Source organism: Planococcus sp. VCh962, from assembly GCF_057748275.1.
The window spans coordinates 96276-115347 of the sequence record NZ_JBYLHS010000006.1 but is presented as its reverse complement, the minus strand read 5'-3'; the positions used below and the strand labels follow the sequence as shown (position 1 = coordinate 115347).

The following is a 19072-nucleotide window of genomic DNA, read 5'->3' as shown; positions in this document are numbered from 1 at the left end:
TTATTAGTTCAACTTAGATATCTTAGTTTTCGAAGAAAATACTGATTCCTAGGATTAGCGACACCCTTCGAGCGTTAAAGAAACCATGGCTTCTGACGGTTCAATTCCCAGTAACCGGCAGACCAGCGGGGCAATCTCCAACTGGGAAACAAGCTCATCAGATACCTCGGCTGCGACTTTATCCGATAACACAAATAGCGGGACATGGCGATCTTCGGCTGTATTTCCGCCGTGGTTGCCGTCTGCCGTCATTCCGTGGTCAGCCGTGACGATGACATCGTATCCCCGTTCCTTGCATAATGGCAGAAAGACTGAAAGCAAGGCATCGACAGAAAGTACACGATTCCGGTATTCTTTTGAATCCGCCGTAAACTTGTGGCCATCATCATCCACATTCATAGGATGGATATAGAGAAAATCAGGTTCTTTCTGTTCCAATAACCACGAAGCTTCTGCAAAAAGGTGGCTATCCGGATAATGGTCTTCAAAATAAAACAAGCCGTTTTCAATCGGCAATGCCGTATCCAATTGGATCCGGTCCTGCATTTCATTGAATGGAGCTGAATTATATAATTCACTCACCCAATGATAAGCGGCGGCAGCGGTTTTTTTGCCGCTGCTTTTCGCCAAATGGAACAAGCTTTGCTGAGTCGATAACCTTACTGTCCGATTGCTGTTGACGCCGTGGACGATTGGAGGCGTACCCGTCAAAATGGTTTCGTATAATGGACGGGAAAGGGATGGAACTTCTGAGCGCACTTTATAACGTGCCGCTACACCGCTTTCCACTAAATGCTGCATATAGCCCATATGGCTGCAAGCTGTATCAAACCGGAGAGCATCTACGACGATTAAGACGACTCGATTAGTTGCCATGGATCAACACCTGCTCCTGCCACATTTGTGGAATTTTCTTCGTGGCTTCTTCCCAAGCAGCTTGATCTTCGACCGGTTTTGCATTTTCATACATTTCATCCGGCAAGAGCAGCTCTTTCACTTCCGGTGCAAGTTCCACATTTTCGCGAATTGGCCGTGCATAGCCTTTTGCCAAGTTTTCTTGCCCTTCGTCAGATAGGATATACTCTCTTGCCAACATGGCCGCATGCGGATTTTGGGCATATTTATTGATCACAGTGGCATAACCGGAAGTGACCGATCCTTCTTCAGGAATGACGACATCAAATCGGGATTCATCAATTTGGTTGCTGTAGCCCAATGCATTGAAATCCCACATGATGGCCACATCGATTTCCCCTTTTTCAAGGTTTGCCACCGTCGGATCTCCCTGCAAGCGTCCCTGTTCTGCCAATTCAGCGAAAAAGTCGATGCCTGGCTGCAGGTTATTTTCATCTCCGCCAAAAGCCATTGCTGCTCCTAAAATCGCAAATTGTGCCTGGTTCGCCGTTAAGGCATCGCCGATGCTTACGACATAATCGCCGTTTTTAATGTCTTCCCATGATTTTGGCGGGTTTTTAACATTGCCCGTGTCTGTCAGAAAAGCCATCGTGCCTGTATATCCGACTACCCAGTGCCCTTCATCATCTTTCGCCCATTCCGGAATATCATCCCAATAACTTGTTTTATAAGCTTGTGTCAATCCTTTTTCTTCTGCAATAGGTCCGAAAGCGATTCCGACATCACCAATGTCCGCAGAGGCGTTGTCTTTTTCCGCTTCAAATTTTGCCAGTTCTTCCGCACTCGACATATCGGTATCGGTATGGGCTATGCCAAATTCGGTTTCAATTTCATCCCATGTTTCTTCCCAGTTTGCCCAAGTGTCAGGCATGCCTACAGAATTCACTTCGCCTTCCGCTTTCGCTTTTTCCACTACTTCCTTTTTTGTCAAAGAGTTGCCATCAACTTGGGCACTCACATTTTCATTATTATCAGAACATGCCGCCAGCAGACTGACAGCCATAATCCCCAACATGCTTCGTTTTAAAATCTGTTTAAAGACCATTTTTAGAACCTCCGTTTGTTTGTTTTTGTTTGTTTTCATTTGATTACAGTGATAATCATAGTAAACAAACATTAAGCCAATATGGAGCCTCTAATAACTATTCATAAAGATTGTTGAGGGATTATGGAGAATATAAAGACTTCCTTTATTATTGAAATATAACGATAAAGGGCTTGACTTCTTTTCGCGCACCTCAAAAAGCGTTCTTAATGAGTTTTTTTCTTCTTGAAAGCCTATCCAGCGGCAAAGCATAAAAGCAGGTTTCCTTAATTAAAAAACCTCCCCGAAAAATACCGGAGAGGCTTTCACTTTCTATATAACAAAATCAAAGAAAAACTTTATTCCCTTTCAACTCTTCAATGTCCGTTTCTGAAAATCCAAGTTCCTGCAAGATTTCCTCGTTATGCTGGCCAAGAGTCGGCGCCGGCCTATTGATCTGGCCTGGCGTTTCAGAGAATTTTGCTGGGAAGCCGAGAGTCTTCACAATCCCTGCAACAGGATGCTCAAATTGCTGGATCATTTGGCGGAAGTTGATATGCGGGTCCGCCAAGGTTTGATCATAAGAATAAATCGGACCGCAAGGGATGCCGCTTTTCTCCAATAATCGAAGCCAGTGTTCAGAAGATTGCTCGGCAAAAACGGTTTCGATTTCTTGTTCGAGCTCTTCCGAATGGTCATTCCGTTTGCTGTTCGTTTCATATCGCGGATCTTCAAGCCATTCGGGCTTCTCCACAACTTCGAGACAGAATTTCTCCCATAGTTTTTGGTTGCCGGCACCTACCAGAATCGAACCGTCTTTGGTTTCATATCCTTGGTAAGGGGCAGAAACCCGGTGAGACGTGCCGTTGCGGGAAGCAATTTCACCTTTGCCAAAATAAGCAGCCGCTTCCCATACCGTCCATGCCAATCCGGAATCCACCAGCGATACATCGATGTATTGCCCTTCTCCCGTTTTAAGCTGATGGATATAGGCCGCCAGTATCGATTGAATGGCTGTTTGGGCAGCTGCGATATCGTTGATGGCAATTCCCACTTTCACCGGCTTGCCTTGTTTCTCGCCGGTCATATCGATAAAGCCGCCGAGTCCTTGGGCCATGATATCGTAGCCGCCTTTTTGGCTATAGGGACCGGTCTGCCCATATCCGGAAATCGAACAATAAATGAGTGCAGGATTAACAGCTTTCAAGGCCTCGTAGCCGATTCCCAATTTGTCCGCTACTCCCGGCCGGTAATTTTCAATCACCACATCAGCTGTCCCGATCAATTCCTTAAAGACAGCCAGTCCTTCAGGCGTTTTCAAATCCAGGCACATGCCGCGTTTATTGCGATTGACCATCATGTACATATAGCTTTCTTCGTTTATATAAGGGCCCATTTTACGGGTATCGTCCCCGCCCGCCGCTTTTTCGACTTTAATGACATCGGCCCCCATATCACCGAGCACCATCGTGCAATAAGGTCCTGCCAATACTTGAGTTAAATCCACTACACGCAAGCCTTGCACAGCTTGTTTCACCGTTACCCTCTCCTTATTCCCTGATCAATTTCACAGCAGCTAATTTGGACATATCGGAAATGCCGGCTAATGCCAGCGACACTCTTGTTTCTTCGATAAAGTTTTCCAGTACTTGTTCGACGCCCGCCTGCCCAGCAGCAGCCAGTCCATAAATATAAGGCCGTCCGAGCAGCACGGCATCTGCACCAAGCGCCAATGCTTTTACAAGATCCGTCCCTCTTCGGATGCCACTGTCCAACAAGAGTGGGATTCTTCCATTAACCGCTTCGGCAATCAGCGGCAAAGCATCGAGTGATGCCGACACACCGTCCAACTGGCGGCCGCCGTGATTAGAGACGATGATGCCATCAATCCCTGCTTCTACAGCCAAAATCGCATCATCCGGATGGAGGATGCCTTTCAGCAAGACAGGCAACTTGGTCGCTTGTTTGATTTCTTCGATTTTCTTCCAATCAAATGATGGATGATGAATATTCTCCAAAATGCCTTGGATAATTCCTGCCTCACTTGCATCAGCCAAAGAGTCCATGAATACTGGGTCATTGACGTAATTCGCTTTTCCTACACCCGCACGCAGCGGGGAAAAGCTGTTTCGCAAATCTTCTTCCCGCCATCCGAGCATGACCGTGTCTACGGTCACTACAATGGCTTCATATCCGGCTTGTTCAGCACGTTTCAGCATACTGTATGAAATGGCTTCGTTATTCGACCAATACAGCTGGAACCATCTCGGGTTAGCACCTGCCGCTTCCGCAATATCTTCCAATGAATAACTGGAAACGGTACTGGCGATAAAAGGCACATTCCATTTTGCAGCTGCACGGACAGAAGCCAAATCTCCGTCTTCGTGGGCAAGTCTTTGCATGCCGATCGGAGCCAGCAGAAAAGGATGTTCGTACTTATGCCCGAATAAAGTGATGGACGTATCAATAGCAGAAACGTCATTCAGCATGCGAGGCAGGATGGCCCATTTTGAAAACGCGGAGCGGTTGCGCCGCAGCGTTTCTTCTGCTCCAGCACCTGAACGGATATGCCCGAACTCATGTGCTTTCATTTTCTGTCTTGCGCTTTGTTCCCACTCTTCATGCGTCAGCGGAGAATCGTTTTGAGAGACGATGCTTTTTAAAAACGCATCTCCTTCTAATCTGCTGTTCATCCTTTTCGCTCCTTTATCAAGTGAAATTCGGTTGTCTTTTCTCTAGGAAAGCTTGAATGCCTTCTTTATAATCATCAGATTCGAAAGAATCCAAAATTAGCGAAGCTATTTGTTCATCTTCCGATTGTGCCCCGTCAATGATGGCTTGAATCACTTTTTTATTGCCATGCATCGCCGTTGATGACACAGCAGCCAGCTCCTGTGCAAAACTCCATGCAGCTTCGTTAGCCGCATCTCCTTCGTGCAGCTGCTGCACGATTCCGAGTTCCTTCGCTTCTTCCGCTTTGATCAATTTTCCGGTATACAACAACTCTTTGGTTTTAACCGGACCGATAACATTCAACAGGCGTTTCGTGCTCCGCAGGTTATAGATGATGCCGAGACGCGCAGCTGTGATGCCGAATTTGCTGTCGGTTGACGCAATGCGGAAATCGCAGGACATCGCCAATTCCAATCCGCCGCCGATGGCCAGTTTGCGGATCAGTGCAATGGTCGGCTTCGGGAAACGGTATAGCTGCTCGATCGCTGCTAATGCATGGTCGTTATAGTTTTTCGCTTTTTGCTGAGACAAGCGATTGTCCATGAATTCCTTGATATCCGCCCCTGCTGAAAAAGCTCTGTTATCGACGCCTTTAAGAATCAGAACCTTGATAGAAGAATCTTCAGCTGCTTCAGCCAGCAAGGAAGGCAATAGCTTGAACATATCCAGCGAAAATGCATTGCGCTGGTCTGCGCGGTTGATCACGAGTGTCGCGATCGCCCCGTCTTTCTCCAAATACAAATCGTTTTGCATTGAAATAAACTCCTCTTTTTAATCTTTTTTTAAGCGTGCCGAGAAATAATTCCCGAGACTTTGAACGCCTTGCACCAGAATGATTAAGATGAAGACAGTGGCATACATGACATCGACTTCATAGCGCAGATGGCCGTAACGGTAAGCCAAGTCGCCCAAGCCGCCTGCTCCCACAAGCCCCGCCATCGCCGTCGCGCCAATCAGTCCGACTGTAGCAATCGTCAAGCCAAGGACAATCGACGGGCGTGCTTCGCGCAATAATACATTCCAGATAATATGCCTTGTTTTGATGCCCATGGCTTCATAAGCTTCCCGGACCCCGCTGTCCACTTCCAATAGAGAAGACTCCATTAAGCGGGCTATGTATGGTGCTGTATAGATGACGAGTGGCACGATGACGCCTTGGACGCCAATCGTTGTACCGACAATCAGTTTGGTAAATGGCAAGATGAAAAACAGCAAAATAATGAATGGCACTGAGCGGATAATATTGACGACCAGATTCAGGATTTGATAAACCCATTTGTTTTCCCAAGCTTGCCCGCGGCGCGTCAATACCAGCAAAATCCCTAACGGTATCCCAAGCACAGCGGAGATTGCCAATGAAATCAACACCATCTGTGCTGTTTCGACAACTGCGGCTCCGATCACCGGCAGCCATTGTTCAACGAACGTATTATATCTTTCCATATTGATCATCCCATTCCTCAATCACTACGCCTTTGTCTTTCAAAAATTCCAAAGAGCGGCCAACTTCTTCTGTTGCTCCTGCAATATGTACATCGAGGTTTCCAATAACCCCATTTTTCAATTCCATGATATTCGCCGTTAAAATATTCGGCTTTACGTCAAATTCTTTTGCCATAGCCGCCAGTACCGGATCTCCCGTAGCTTCTCCGCGGAACGTCAAGCGCAGCACCGATCCACTTTTCTTCAAGTTGCCGACGAATTCCTTCGACAATTTGCGCTGTGAAATGGTATTCAGGAAACTCCGTGTCGTTTTATGCTGCGGTTTTGAAAACAGTTCAATTACCGGGCCGCCTTCCACGATTTCCCCGCCGTCCATCACATAGACGTGGTCACATATCTTTTGGATGACATGCATTTCGTGGGTGATCAGCAAAATGGTGATGCCGAATTCTGCATTGATCTTCAGCAGCAAATCCAGAATCGATTCAGTGGTTTCAGGATCGAGCGCACTGGTCGCTTCATCGCTGAGCAAAACATCCGGCTCTTGTGCAAGAGCGCGGGCAATGGCGACACGCTGTTTCTGTCCGCCTGACAACTGGGCCGGATAGGCATTTTTCTTTTCCGTCAAACCGACAATGTCCAAATACTTTTCCACTCGCTTTGGAATTTCCACAGCTTCCACCCCGATCAGCTTCAAGGGAATGGCGATGTTCTCTTCGACTGTAGCTGTCCGCAGCAAATTAAAGCCTTGGAAAATCATGCCGATGTTTTTGCGTTCTTCCAATAGTTCGCTTTTCGAAAGCTCCGTAAACTCCCGGTCATTCAGCCGGACTTTTCCGGTGGTCGGAGCCTCCAGTAAATTCACACAGCGGATCAACGTACTTTTCCCGGCTCCGCTATAGCCGATGACACCATGGATTTCCCCTTTTTTCACATGCAGCGATACATCATTCACTGCCCGGATCATCCCTTTTTTCGATTTAAATTCTTTTGAAACGTTCTCTAGTTGAATCATGCTCGTTACACTTCCTTCTAAATAGGAAAGGCCCGTGGCATAAATGCCACGCGGCTCTCCGAATTTTACCAGATTGGCAATACAGACCCATCAAATTCTTCTTCGATAAAGGCTTTGACCTTATCAGACTGATAAGCCGCGTTCAGCTTTTCAAGAACCGCATCGTCTTTATTCTCTTCTCTTACCACAATGTGATTGACGTATGGAGAGTCGCTAGATTCCAGCAAAATTGAATCTTCCAGCGTGTTTAATCCGGCTTCAATCGCCCAGTTTGTATTGATGGCCGCTGCATCCAGTTCACTTAACTGCTTCGGAATCTGTGCTGCTTCCAATTCGATGAATTCAAGTTCCAGCGGATTTTCTTCTACATCAAAAACCGATGCCGTTTCTTCCGTTCCTTCTTTCAGCGTGATGATTCCCGCTTCTTCCAGGATGAACAGGGCACGGGCGCCGTTCGTCGGATCATTCGGCAAGCCGAAAGTGGAGCCTTTTGGCAACTTCTCAATAGAGTCATATTCGTTTGAATAAACCCCCATCGGATTTAGAATCGTTGTAGCGCCGGCTACCAAATTTGTTCCGTGGTCAGCATTGAAAGCTTCCAAGAATGGTTTATGCTGATAGCTATTCACATCCAAATCGCCTTCGGACAGTGCTGTGTTCGGCAATACATAATCCGTAAAGACTTTCAGTTCAATTTCCAGGCCATCTTCTTTCGCCACTTCCGATACCACTTCCATGATTTGCTCATGGGGACCTGAAGTAACGCCAACCACTAATTTTTCCTCACTCAATTCAGTTGATTCGGCATTGCCGCTGCATCCTGCCAATAAACCTGCTGATAAAGTTAACGCTGTAAAGATTCCAAGTTTTTCCATTTTAATATCCCCCAATAGTTTTTTAAGCCCGAAATACGAAAAAGCCTCTCTTTCCATAAAGAAAGAGAGGCACAAATTTATCGTAAAATTCATCCTCTCTTATCTTTCAGAACCTTTCAGTTCTGCTGGATGTAGCACCTTTCCATGTGATTAACATAGATGGTTGCCGAGCTTCATAGGGCCAGTCCCTCCGCTACTCTTGATAAGAGATTTAGTTGCTTATTCAATTGCGAAACCTTATTGATTAATTTAGCCTATCAATATGCCAAAGTCAATGTTTTCTTAATATTATTTTTTTACTAATTATATACCGAAATGAAAATTCATTTTCAATTCAGCTTATTCCTTTCATGAACGGCAACAATCCGTTAAGCCGTAAAACACTATTTAGCGCTGCAATCGGGTCCAAACATTCACAATTCTTTACACTCTCTTTGCATTCTCTTATCAATCTTTTGAGATACTGTTCTTAGCAAGCAAAAGAAAAAAAGCTATCCCAAAAGCCAATAAAACAGCTTCCAGGATACCTTTTTCATTCATCAGTTATTCAGTTTCTTCGATTGGTTCGTCGATTGGTTCTTCGATTGGTTCTTCGATCGGTTCTACAACTGGTACTTCAACTGGTTTTACAGTTGGCTTGTTCAAGTAATTGTAATCAGCTGGATCAATCGGCGTGAATCCTTCAGGCGTATAGAATCTCAGCAAGTCGCCATTGACTACCCGGTCTGACAACTGCAATTCGTAATTTCCGTACTGTTGGAGTTTTTGCGCTTGTTCCAACTGATCTTCTTCGATTGGCAAACCGGTTTCTGGGTCATAGAAGGTGTCACCGATTGAATAGATCTCCGGGCTGGCATAATCGCCATTTCTGAAAGTGACCAGTTCTTCATGCTCCTCGGACAACAGATCTGTACCAAATTGGATATAATCCTGTGTTTCCACTCCAAGCAAATGCATCACAGTCGGCAGAAGGTCGATTTGGCCGCCATACGTATGGTTGATGCCGCCTTCCATGCCTGGCACGTGGATGAACAGCGGAACCCGCTGCAGCTTGGTGTTTTCAACCGGTGTGATTTCTTTAGAAAGCACTTGTTCCATCGCTTTATTGTGATTGTCAGAAATTCCGTAATGGTCGCCGTACATCACAATCATGGTGTTATCCGCTAAACCGGATTGTTCCAGATCTGCAAAGAACTGCTGAAGCGCTTCGTCTGCGTAGCGCGCCGTCTGGAAATAATTATCGACGCTTGCATCGCCAGTGGTGCCTTTTTCAATCGTCGTCAACTCCTGATCGATTTTATAAGGGAAATGATGCGACACTGTGATGAATTTCGAATAAAAAGGTTCCGGCAAGGTCTTTAAAAGTTCCGCTGACTGGTCAAAGAACGGCTTATCCATTACGCCATATTCAGCCATATCCGCTTCTGTCAGGCCGGTATAAGACTCAATATCAAAGAAATGGTCATAGCCGAAAGATTTATAGATTTCAGAGCGGTTCCAGAACGTTCCATTGTTGCCGTGGAATACCGCTGAAGTGTAGCCCTTGTCCTTTAAAATGGCCGGAGCTGACTGGTACGTATTATCACCTTTGGTAATAAAGGCCGAACCTTTCGACAATCCGAATAGCGAGTTTTCCAGCAGGAATTCCGCATCCGCTGTTTTGCCTTGAGCGGTTTGATGGAAGAAATTATCGAAATACAGGGTATTTTTATCTTTGATCATCGAGTTTAAAAACGGAGTCACTTCTTCCCCGTTCAATTTGTAATCCATCAGAAATGTCTGCATCGATTCCAGATGCAAGTAAACGACATTCATTCCTTCAGCTGCACCGAAATATGCTTCATTCGGAGTCGCATGATTGGATTTCGTGTAGTTCAACACTTCTGTAACTTCATCGCTGTCCGCCAGCACTCGTTGTGAAGAGGATTTCAGCGTTTCAACTGTGTCATAAAGAGCGTAATTGTACATGCCCAAATACTTCACGATATAAGCCCGGTCAAAGCCGCGGGTCAGTAATTGCGGACGGTCTCCTTCGGCCAAGCCCAGATTGAAGAACGAAATGGCCAACGCGAACGTGATGACCGGAATAACCGCTTTTTTCCGAATGTTCCGGGACTCTTTTTCGACTCTTTTCGAGAACACCAGATATGCCAGTAAAATGACATCTACAAAGAAAAGAATATCGGTCGGCTGTATCAACGTAGCAATGCTGCCACCTAAATCCCCGAAATTCTGCGTCTGGAACAAAGTCGGCAATGTGATGAAATCACTGAAGAACCGATAGTAGACCACATTCGCATACAAAAAGAAAGACATCAGGAAGTAAATCACTAGAAGCGATATGTACTTTCGTGTTCCTTTAAATAACAGCGACAGGCTTAAAAGCAATAGCGCGGATCCGAGGGGGTTGATAAACAGCAGGAACTCTTGGAGGAATCCATCGACATCCAATTTAAATTGTGTTTTTTGGGACAAGTAGGTCTTTAGCCAAAGCATAACTACAGCTAAGAGAAAAAGAGGCACATACTTGTTGAAATTTTTGTTTTTCGTAGTTTTAATTTTTTCCATATTGCACCTTCTTATAATTAAACTTCACGGGAACTGTTTGGACATTGAACTAAAAAAGCCTGAAGATAGATGACTCCAAGCGAGAGTTTCTTACAAAGAATGACAAACTCTATTTTACTAAAATATCACTAAAAATGACAGTTTAAAGTTTTTCGCCGTCACTGCTATTGATTTAAAAGTGTTAAAGCCTCTACTTCTAGGAACGATTCTTCCGATTTAAAGTTCCCAGCGAATAGCCACTTCTTTTCACTTTTTCCTTGCAACTATCTGGTGCTCTTCTTAAATTTCGCTTTGCGCAATGGAACAATCACTTGTCTTGTTTTATTCACAGCAATCCCTAAAGCTTCTTGGAATTTTAAGCTTTGATAATAAATTGGCCTTGCACAGTGATGTCCCCATCTAAAATTATAAAATGAAAGAATGGCCCCTTTGATAACAAGGAGCCATCCTGTTAACATCCAAATTCTACCCTTCATTTCAAAGCGCTCGTTGTTTCCAATCTTCCAGTATCATTTTTTCTTTCTCCGGATCCAGGCCAGCTTTGCGGTCTGTTACCGTCCGGGTGGCTTCCCAGGCGAGCGTGTCGCGGACCGTTTCACTTACAGGCCGGAACGTCAGCCCCGCTTTCAAGGCTTTTCGAATATCCACCGCGAGGAACCCACCCATCTTTTCACGGTCCGGTATCCATAGCGGCATGTCCGACCATCCTTCGACGCCGTGCCCCAATAGAAAGTTCTCATCTACCCAGATCAGCTCCGCATCACTTTCGGCATCCGCCTTGCACACTTCCAGGAACTTCTTCATCGTCAACTTCTTTTCTGGCCCCGTTGCATTGAAAGTTCCAGTCGTCTGTGCTTCCACCAAATTGACAATCCATTCGGCCAGATCGCGGGCATCGATGAACTGGACTTCTTTGTCTCTCCGCCCAGGCGCCAGCACTTCCCCGCCTTTTGCGATACGATTTACCCAGTAGTTAAAGCGGTCCGTGAAGTCATACGGCCCGACAATCAGCCCCGGCCGAATAGTTAAGCTGCGTCCCGGAAATGCCCGCTCTACTTCCTGCTCGCATAAAAACTTCAACTCGCCGTAATGTTGGCTGATCGCTTGTCCGGCATCCATTTTCTTGAGGTCTTCCAATTTTCCGGGCGGCAACTGTCCGACCGCATGGTTTTCATCTATCCCCGGCTCTTCTAACTCTGTATAAACCGAGGCACTCGAGATAAAAGTGTAATGCCCTACTGCGCCACTAAGCAGCTCTGCAGACTCCCGGACAGTCCACGGAACATAACCGCAAGTATCAATCACTGCATCCCATGTGCGCCCTTCCAATGCCTTTAAATCGCCGTTCCGGTCCCCAATTAGCTTCTCAACTTCCGGGAACAATTCCGGATTCGCTTTCCCTCGATTGAACAGCGTCACTTCATGCCCTCTCCTAAGCGCAGTTTCAGTCAGAAAACGCCCTAAAAAACGAGTGCCTCCGAGAATCAAGATTTCCATGTCCATTCCCCTTTCTTTTCTCAAAAGGTTTATTAAAGATTGAATCACGAGCATGCCTTCTGCAGCTATCAGCTTATATTATTCTACCGTGGGAGTGAACATTCCTTTTTTTCCAAAGAAGCAACATTTTTAGATATACTTAAACCATTACCAATATGTACAAAACCGAAGGAGGAAATCGCCATGACAAAGACAAACGAATTATCACCAGACCAGCGCGAAGAATTAATGAATGTTTTGAAAGACCGTTTCGAGAATAACATCACTCGCCATGAATGGCTGGAATGGGCTAACATCCAAGCTAAGCTGGAAGCAAACCCGGAAAAACTGTGGTCGCTTTATGAAATGGAACGAACAGGTGGAGAACCGGATGTCGTGGATTACGACAAAGCGAAGGATGAATATATTTTCTTTGATTGTTCAGCGGAAAGCCCTAATGGCCGAAGAAGCGTTTGCTATGACCCGGAAGCACTGGAAGCGCGCAAGAAAAACAAACCTGAAAACAGCGCCATCGGCATGGCAACGGACATGGGAATCGAGCTGTTGTCAGAAGAACAATACCGCGCACTCCAGAAACTGGGGAATTTCGATATGAAAACCTCAAGTTGGGTACAAACCCCCGAACAGGTCAGAGAACGCGGCGGCGCCCTTTTCTGCGATCTTCGCTACGGGCAAGTCTTTTTGTATCATAACGGCGCAGACTCCTATTATGCTGCCCGAGGATTCCGCGGCGCTTTGAGAGTTTAATTCAAAATACAAAAAAAGCCGCATCCAATAAGGATGCGGCTTTTTCCTATAATATAGAAGACTCGCTTGTTTGCGAAGTTTGTATCATTATATCTTTCTGTTTCGCATACGACTCTTTTTCAGGGACAATCGCCAAGGCAATCGCGGCAATCAATCCTGGAATCGCGAAAGCGATAAAATTCATCTGGATCGGCAAACTGATTGATAACAGGAAGCCGCCGAGAACCGGTCCGAGCATGCCCCCGATGCGGCCGATGCTGGATGCCGTTCCCAGAGCAGTCGAGCGGATATAAGCTGGGTAGTATTGCGAGACATATGCCTGGACAATATTTTGTGAGCCGATTGTTGCTGCTCCTGCAATTGCCACCAAGATATAAATCACGATAATATTGCCGCCGAAACCAAGCAAAGTCAGGACGACTGCGCCTGATGCGTACATCGGCACAAGCAATTTTTTAGCGCCGTATTTATCGCAAAGACGCGCAATAATCAAAGTTCCGATAATGGCGCCGCTTTGCAATGCGATAAGGAAGCCAAGACTTGAATTCAATGCATAGCCTGCATCCATCATCAATTTAGGCAGCCATGTATTTAATCCATACACCATCAATAAACAAGAGAAGAAAGCAATCCAGAACATGACCGTACTCAAGCCGCGCTTGTCTTTGAACAAGCCGACAAGCGGTACTTTCGTGTCCGCTTTTTCCAGTTCCAGCACTTCATCATTTTCATTGAACTCCGACTCCGGGCTCACTTTTTTCAGGATCCGGAAAAGCTCTTTTTTATTGCCGGTACGGATCAAATGGCTGGCAGTCTCCGGCAATTGCTTGTACATCAACGGCAATGCCAGAAGCGGCAACCCGGCAATCCAGAAAATCGATTCCCAGCCGAATTGCGGCATCAAGTAAATACCGAGGAGAGGCGCTAAAATTCCTCCCACGGAATAGCCACACAAGACGATGGAAACCATCATGCTTTTCATCTTTTTAGGCGAGTAGTCCGTCAGCAAAGCAATGATGTTCGGCATGATGCCGCCCAGCCCTAGCCCTGCCAAAAAGCGGTAAGTTGAGAACTCTGTTGGTGAACTTGCGAAACCGCATAGCACTGTAAACAAACTGAAAAGGATAACCGTCAGCAGCACCACTTTTTTGCGGCCCACACGGTCCGCCAATGTTCCAAAGAAAATTGCACCGAACATCATGCCGAACAATCCATAACTGCCCATTGCGCCGGCTTCCACTGAAGTCAGGTTCCAGTTCTCGATCAATACCGGTACCACAGTACCGTAAACCACCAGATCGTAGCCATCAAAAGCGATGATCAGGAAACTCCATAAAAGCAAGGTCCAATGGAACCCGTTGAATTTGCTGTTGTCGATCACTTCATTCGTATTAATTTTAGCCAAGAATATTCCTCCCTAATATAACAGTTCTCTGCAGGGCTTCCGTTTACTGGACGCCCTTGCTCTCTTCTGGACAACGCAACTTCCGGTTGCAGCAATCATCAACGGACTTGCGAACAACATGGCCGGTAAGTGTGTAAATTGGTTGCCTCTCTCTTCTCCGCTGACAAATGAATGAATTTTTAAACAATTTAATGTAAGCGTTCTCTTGTCAGCCATCATAACAAGAACTGTTGCCGAGCTTCACTGGCTCCGCCGGTTTTGATAAGTGGTAAAGTTTTGTCATTGCCCATGTAAATCCAATAAATTTCATTTGGAATTGTGTTAAAGCGCTTTCAATGTTATTTCCACTAATAAGACACTTTGTACACTATAAGTATATTATATAGATATATGATGTCAATAAAGAATTTTCTCTCTATTCATAAAACAGGTTTTTTGTCCTATCCTGTCTTTTTGGTATACTTAAGGAATGACATTGAAGGAGAAGATTGAAAAAATGCACATCCAGAAAGACACTGCCACTATCCAATCGCTGAAAATCGGCATCGCGATTGTAGACATCCTTATAGCAAATGGAAAGCCGATGCGTTTTAATGAAATTCAAGAACAGGCGGAAATGACTAAAAGTAATTTATATAAATATATGAATACATTGACGCAACTTGAACTGGTGATACGGGAAAATTCCACCGGACTGTTCCACCTTGGACCGAAACTGATTCATTACGGCGCCAGCGCTATCGGCAACCAGGATGCCACTGAAATCATCAATCCCTATTTACAGAACATCAGCCAGCAAACCAATTGCACGGTGCTGCTTGCTTCCGCCACAGCAAACGGGCCGGTCGTCGTGAAAATCTGGCAGCCAAGTCAGTCCTTGAATATCGGGGCGCAAATTGGCACAGTGCTGCCGAAGAACTCTTCCTCCGGGAAAATCTATAATGTTTTCCATAATAAATTAATTACGGAAAACTGGCGCACAGCATCAGAACCCGCCATGGAAGACGGCGATGAAGAATTTAAGAAAATTGCTTCTGAAAAAATCGCTTTTGCCATCGAACCATTAGTGGCCTCTATTTCGTCTGTCTCGATTCCAGTGCTGTCTTATAATAACGAGCTCATCGGAACCATCACAGTGGTCGGATTCACGCCCGATATCCCGAAAGACATCAACGATCCCATCAGCCATTATTTACTGGACATGCAAAAACAAGTTTCCCAAGCATTCGGCTATAGAGCATAAAAACCCGCATCTTTCCTGGACGGAAGATGCAGGTTTTCTATTAACGTCTTTAAACATAAAACGCCGCCTTCGAAATGATTCCATCGAAGGTGGCGTTTTTTCATATAACTGTTTTCTATAAAATGATCACTTTAATGACAGAAGCATTATGCTTTCGGCTTTTCTTTCTGCATCGAAGCAAATAATTGAGTTGACGACAAAGCATTGAATGGCATTGGCACCTTGTGTTTAACCCCTTGGCCATAAGCCGCGATCAAGTCTTTCAGCAAAACAGCCAATGCAGTTTCAGATGTCCATTCAGAAACATCGCTCCAATTGCGTACTACCCAGCTGTCGCCTGTGCTGACTTTCAACAAGTTCAAGACTTCTTCTTCAGGCAAGTTGTAATGTGCACCTAATTTAAGGCCTTCTGCTACGGCATTCATGTTGATGCCGAGGATTAAATTGTTGATCAATTTGGCTGCCTGGCTATTGCCGACTTCTGCTCCATAATAGAATGTATTCGAACCAACCGCATCAAAGTAAGGCTGGAACGATTTCACGATTTCTTCTGAACCGGAAGTCATGATTGACAATGTACCTGCTTGGGCACCTGATGCACCGCCGCTCACTGCTGCATCAATCAATGTCAAATCGCTTTCTTCTTCAACCTTTTTGCTTAATTGATTCATCGTCTCTGGATCCAATGTGCTCATAACAATAATGGTTTTGTTTTTCGGTTGAGCCGATAACAAGCCACCTTCACTAAAAATGATGTCGACATTCTGCGCATAGTCGCGAACCATCGAGATGATCGCTTCGTCGGATTGTTCCGCTACTTCTTTCAAAGTCTTAACCATCGTGATTCCTGCTGCTTCCGCTTTCGGATAAACCGCTGGGAATGCGTCATAACCGATTACTTCAAAACCGGCTTTTAATAAGTTCACTGCCATTGGGAAGCCCATCGTTCCTAGTCCTACAAATCCAATTTTTTTGCTCATGTTGAATTCCTCCTAATAATGTGTTGAAATTTTTCTTGTAAACAATTGTTCCAATGTTCTTGCTGTTTCTTGATTAAGCCAAGCCTACAAGCGTCATGACAATAATCACTGCAAGCGCAATCCAGTGGGTGACGTTAATACTGATAAAGGCATTTTTGAAGGTGTCTTTCATTGGCAATCCTGTTAAGCTGTTGAAAATAATCAAGAAACCAGAGTAAGGAACGATGGCCAATGCACCTGCTGAAATAGCAATTGTACGGTGGATCGTTTCCGGATCCATGCCCATTTCCAGATAAATCGGCGCGAAGTTCTGAACCGCGATTCCGATTGCTCCAACAGCAGAAGCCGTAATCCCGCTGATCAATCCGGTACCGATCATCAGCGATAGGATCGGCGGCCCCGGAATCGATTGAATCATTCGGAAGACGCCTTTAAACGCCGGAACACTGGTGGTAATGCTCCCAAATGCGATGGTACTACCAGTCGTAATTGTAGATGCCAAAGAGTCGGCAGCCCCTTCGTTTAACGCTTCCCGTTGCTGAGTGATTTGTTTACGGAATAAAACCGCACTTAGTAAAATTGCCACAATCAATGCCACGATGATGATATTGTTCACTGAACTGAAAATCAGGATGATGGCCAGCAAAGTGACAATCGGCAGCAAGCTGACAAGGAAGGAAGGGAGTTCACGGTCGACAATCGCCTCATCTTTCAAAACGCCTGCCTTCACTTCAAAAGTCTCGTTCTTCTTCAAACTCTTATTGAGCGACCATTTCATGAAAACCAGGATGAAGACAATCGCAACAATCGATGTTACAATCCCGATCAGCGGTGCCGCTGTCAGAGATGTACCTAAGCCGGTTGATGGCACAATATTGTGCAAGGATGGTGCCCCCGGCAGCATCGTCATGGTGAACGTCGATGTACCGCCGAAAACCGGAATAATGACCAATTTCCAGGAAATGTTCAACTGCTGGAAAATCGGCTTCGCCATCGGAATCAACGCAAAGATGATGACGAAGACATTGATGCCGCCGTACGTAAGGATGGCGGAAATGATGAACAACGCCACCAAGGCATTGTACGGGTTCTTTGTTCCGACGACCGACAAGACTTTATCAGCGATCGATACCGTCGCCCCACTCTTGTCCATATATTTCGCCAAGATCGACCCCAGTAAGAAGATGGCGAAGTTGGCCGCAATAAATCCGGCAAGTGCCGTCATATAGGAATTTTCTTTGCCGAATACCGTCTCCAGTATCGGGACTCCGCTGAACAGCAGGACGACAATCGTTGCAATAGGAGCTGCCACGATGATGCTGAACTTTTTCACAATAAAGAGAATGATTGTCAGGATCCCTAATCCAATTCCCAGCAAACCTAATATATCCATTTAATTTCTACCTCATTACTTTTTAGTAGTTACCTGTCTAAGAAAACTTGCTTAATATGCGCGCGCAACGCTTACTCTCTTCTTCTATGGCAAAATATCTCGAATTCAAGATATTTAACTCTTAAGTGCCATAATATCTCCATGCAATGCAGAATCCACTTTTACGCCTTATGAAAATAAAACGGAAATTCTTTGAAAAATCTTATTCATTCACCATCCGTTTCTTTTATTGCTAAATTAAATTGTCAACGACCCATATAGTATACAATTTCGTTCATTATGAGTAAAATGAATGTTTAGAATGATAATTATCTATATTAATCATAGTTAGGAGATTTTGAAGATGGACATACGCCACCTCACTTACTTCATTGAAGTAGCTAAATATAGAAGTTTTACGAAAGCGTCCGAATCCCTCCACTTGTCACAATCTACCCTTAGTAAAGTAGTCAAAGACTTGGAAGACGAATTGAATATTGAACTGATTGATCGTTCGACAAAGAAAATTGAATTAACAGAGGCGGGGGAAATTGTTTTAGCTGAAGGCAAGCTGATTATGGAGTCGCTGAATGATTTGTCTGTTAACCTTTACGATTTGATGAACTTAAAAAAAGGAAAAATAAAAATCGGCATCCCGCCAGTCATCGGGTTTTTGTTTTTCCCGAAAATCATTAAAGGGTTTAATAGTCTATATCCCGATATCAAACTAAAAATTACGGAAGATGACTCGAAAAAAGTTCAACAGGATGTTAGAGACGGAAGATTGGATCTCGGTGTGGTGATTCTGCCAGTGGATGACAAGGAGTTCGATGCAGTTCCTTTGGTCGATGAACAACTGGCGCTTTTCGTTCATCATTCCCATCCCTTCGCACAGAAGGAAAAAGTGGAAATGAAAGAGCTGGAAAATGAAACCTTCATCCTTTTTAAACAAGCACTCTTTCATAGCTTGATTGTCCAAGAATGCCAGCGAGCCGGTTTTCAGCCAAAAATTGCTTATGAAATTTCCGAATGGGGCTTCATCAGTGAGATGATTAGCGAAAACTTGGGCGTTTCAATTTGTCCGAAACCTATCGAGAAAAAATTCAACCCAGAATTAATCAAAGCGATTCCCATCGTTAATCCCATCTTCCCCTGGAAACTGGGCCTCATATCCAAAAAGAAGAAAAAACCTTCACCTGCAGTCCGTGAATTCATCCAGTATGTATCGGATAACGCACCTTTTTAAATATAAAAA

At 45.0% G+C, this 19072-nt stretch carries 16 protein-coding genes and 1 riboswitch; of the genes, 3 read left to right on the top strand and 13 right to left on the bottom strand.

The genetic code is table 11. The features are described 5' to 3' along the window. Positions 1-54: 54 nt before the first annotated feature. From AC3AQ9_RS15455 to AC3AQ9_RS15410, 10 genes are all read right to left on the bottom strand, one after another. The gene (locus tag AC3AQ9_RS15455) at positions 55-876 is read right to left on the bottom strand and encodes an alkaline phosphatase family protein (protein ID WP_488308387.1); all 822 of its coding nucleotides are present in this window, start codon (positions 874-876) and stop codon (positions 55-57) included. Continuing rightward, the gene (locus AC3AQ9_RS15450; protein WP_488308386.1) at positions 866-1960 is read right to left on the bottom strand and encodes an ABC transporter substrate-binding protein; all 1095 of its coding nucleotides are present in this window, start codon (positions 1958-1960) and stop codon (positions 866-868) included. Before AC3AQ9_RS15450 ends, AC3AQ9_RS15455 begins: the two co-directional genes overlap by 11 nt. A gap of 325 nt (positions 1961-2285) precedes the next feature. Then, complete coding sequence (locus tag AC3AQ9_RS15445) at positions 2286-3476, bottom strand: CaiB/BaiF CoA transferase family protein (protein WP_488308385.1); 1191 nt, start codon at positions 3474-3476, stop codon at positions 2286-2288. Between the two features lie 13 nt (positions 3477-3489). After that, positions 3490-4632 (bottom strand): alpha-hydroxy acid oxidase, encoded by a 1143-nt coding sequence (locus AC3AQ9_RS15440; RefSeq protein WP_488308384.1) that lies wholly within the window; start codon positions 4630-4632, stop codon positions 3490-3492. Positions 4633-4648: 16 nt separating this feature from the next. Beyond that, positions 4649-5425, bottom strand: a complete 777-nt coding sequence (locus AC3AQ9_RS15435; protein ID WP_488308383.1) for an enoyl-CoA hydratase/isomerase family protein — start codon at positions 5423-5425, stop codon at positions 4649-4651. 18 nt (positions 5426-5443) lie between these two features. Continuing rightward, positions 5444-6115: a methionine ABC transporter permease gene (locus AC3AQ9_RS15430; protein ID WP_488308382.1), complete on the bottom strand. Its 672-nt coding sequence runs from the start codon at positions 6113-6115 to the stop codon at positions 5444-5446. Then, the gene (locus AC3AQ9_RS15425) at positions 6102-7130 is read right to left on the bottom strand and encodes a methionine ABC transporter ATP-binding protein (RefSeq protein WP_488308381.1); all 1029 of its coding nucleotides are present in this window, start codon (positions 7128-7130) and stop codon (positions 6102-6104) included. The genes AC3AQ9_RS15430 and AC3AQ9_RS15425 overlap by 14 nt, the downstream gene beginning before the upstream one ends. Positions 7131-7195: 65 nt before the next feature. After that, positions 7196-8005, bottom strand: a complete 810-nt coding sequence (locus tag AC3AQ9_RS15420; RefSeq protein ID WP_488308380.1) for a MetQ/NlpA family ABC transporter substrate-binding protein — start codon at positions 8003-8005, stop codon at positions 7196-7198. 96 nt (positions 8006-8101) lie between these two features. Beyond that, a riboswitch (SAM riboswitch) is annotated at positions 8102-8214 on the bottom strand. A gap of 334 nt (positions 8215-8548) precedes the next feature. After that, on the bottom strand, positions 8549-10573 hold the full coding sequence (gene ltaS / locus AC3AQ9_RS15415) for a lipoteichoic acid synthase (RefSeq protein ID WP_488308379.1): 2025 nt from the start codon (positions 10571-10573) through the stop codon (positions 8549-8551). A gap of 477 nt (positions 10574-11050) precedes the next feature. Then, positions 11051-12070, bottom strand: a complete 1020-nt coding sequence (locus AC3AQ9_RS15410) for an NAD-dependent epimerase/dehydratase family protein (protein ID WP_488308378.1) — start codon at positions 12068-12070, stop codon at positions 11051-11053. A 183-nt stretch (positions 12071-12253) separates the two neighbouring features. Between AC3AQ9_RS15410 and AC3AQ9_RS15405 the strand changes: the two genes are divergently transcribed. Then, the gene (locus AC3AQ9_RS15405) at positions 12254-12817 is read left to right on the top strand and encodes a DUF4256 domain-containing protein (RefSeq protein ID WP_488308377.1); all 564 of its coding nucleotides are present in this window, start codon (positions 12254-12256) and stop codon (positions 12815-12817) included. Positions 12818-12863: 46 nt separating this feature from the next. On the opposite strand, the gene AC3AQ9_RS15400 is transcribed toward AC3AQ9_RS15405, so the two are convergent. Then, the gene (locus AC3AQ9_RS15400) at positions 12864-14222 is read right to left on the bottom strand and encodes an MFS transporter (protein ID WP_488308376.1); all 1359 of its coding nucleotides are present in this window, start codon (positions 14220-14222) and stop codon (positions 12864-12866) included. Positions 14223-14718: 496 nt separating this feature from the next. On the opposite strand from AC3AQ9_RS15400, the gene AC3AQ9_RS15395 reads away from it, so the two are divergent. After that, positions 14719-15465 (top strand): IclR family transcriptional regulator, encoded by a 747-nt coding sequence (locus AC3AQ9_RS15395; RefSeq protein WP_488308375.1) that lies wholly within the window; start codon positions 14719-14721, stop codon positions 15463-15465. Positions 15466-15611: 146 nt separating this feature from the next. On the opposite strand, the gene AC3AQ9_RS15390 is transcribed toward AC3AQ9_RS15395, so the two are convergent. Further along, positions 15612-16445, bottom strand: coding sequence for an NAD(P)-dependent oxidoreductase (locus tag AC3AQ9_RS15390; protein ID WP_488308374.1), 834 nt, complete (start codon positions 16443-16445; stop codon positions 15612-15614). A 73-nt stretch (positions 16446-16518) separates the two neighbouring features. Beyond that, positions 16519-17838: a GntP family permease gene (locus tag AC3AQ9_RS15385; protein WP_488308373.1), complete on the bottom strand. Its 1320-nt coding sequence runs from the start codon at positions 17836-17838 to the stop codon at positions 16519-16521. 343 nt (positions 17839-18181) lie between these two features. Between AC3AQ9_RS15385 and AC3AQ9_RS15380 the strand changes: the two genes are divergently transcribed. Next, the gene (locus AC3AQ9_RS15380) at positions 18182-19063 is read left to right on the top strand and encodes a LysR family transcriptional regulator (protein ID WP_488308372.1); all 882 of its coding nucleotides are present in this window, start codon (positions 18182-18184) and stop codon (positions 19061-19063) included. The last annotated feature ends 9 nt before the right edge of the window (positions 19064-19072 follow it).

Coding starts and splice junctions, on each gene's coding strand:
- AC3AQ9_RS15455 (WP_488308387.1), bottom strand. CDS start 876: ATGGCAACTAATCGAGTCGTCTTAATCGTCGTAGATGCTCTCCGGTTT.
- AC3AQ9_RS15450 (WP_488308386.1), bottom strand. CDS start 1,960: ATGGTCTTTAAACAGATTTTAAAACGAAGCATGTTGGGGATTATGGCT.
- AC3AQ9_RS15440 (WP_488308384.1), bottom strand. CDS start 4,632: ATGAACAGCAGATTAGAAGGAGATGCGTTTTTAAAAAGCATCGTCTCT.
- AC3AQ9_RS15435 (WP_488308383.1), bottom strand. CDS start 5,425: ATGCAAAACGATTTGTATTTGGAGAAAGACGGGGCGATCGCGACACTC.
- AC3AQ9_RS15430 (WP_488308382.1), bottom strand. CDS start 6,115: ATGGAAAGATATAATACGTTCGTTGAACAATGGCTGCCGGTGATCGGA.
- AC3AQ9_RS15425 (WP_488308381.1), bottom strand. CDS start 7,130: ATGATTCAACTAGAGAACGTTTCAAAAGAATTTAAATCGAAAAAAGGG.
- AC3AQ9_RS15420 (WP_488308380.1), bottom strand. CDS start 8,005: ATGGAAAAACTTGGAATCTTTACAGCGTTAACTTTATCAGCAGGTTTA.
- ltaS (WP_488308379.1), bottom strand. CDS start 10,573: ATGGAAAAAATTAAAACTACGAAAAACAAAAATTTCAACAAGTATGTG.
- AC3AQ9_RS15410 (WP_488308378.1), bottom strand. CDS start 12,070: ATGGAAATCTTGATTCTCGGAGGCACTCGTTTTTTAGGGCGTTTTCTG.
- AC3AQ9_RS15405 (WP_488308377.1), top strand. CDS start 12,254: ATGACAAAGACAAACGAATTATCACCAGACCAGCGCGAAGAATTAATG.
- AC3AQ9_RS15395 (WP_488308375.1), top strand. CDS start 14,719: ATGCACATCCAGAAAGACACTGCCACTATCCAATCGCTGAAAATCGGC.
- AC3AQ9_RS15390 (WP_488308374.1), bottom strand. CDS start 16,445: ATGAGCAAAAAAATTGGATTTGTAGGACTAGGAACGATGGGCTTCCCA.
- AC3AQ9_RS15385 (WP_488308373.1), bottom strand. CDS start 17,838: ATGGATATATTAGGTTTGCTGGGAATTGGATTAGGGATCCTGACAATC.
- AC3AQ9_RS15380 (WP_488308372.1), top strand. CDS start 18,182: ATGGACATACGCCACCTCACTTACTTCATTGAAGTAGCTAAATATAGA.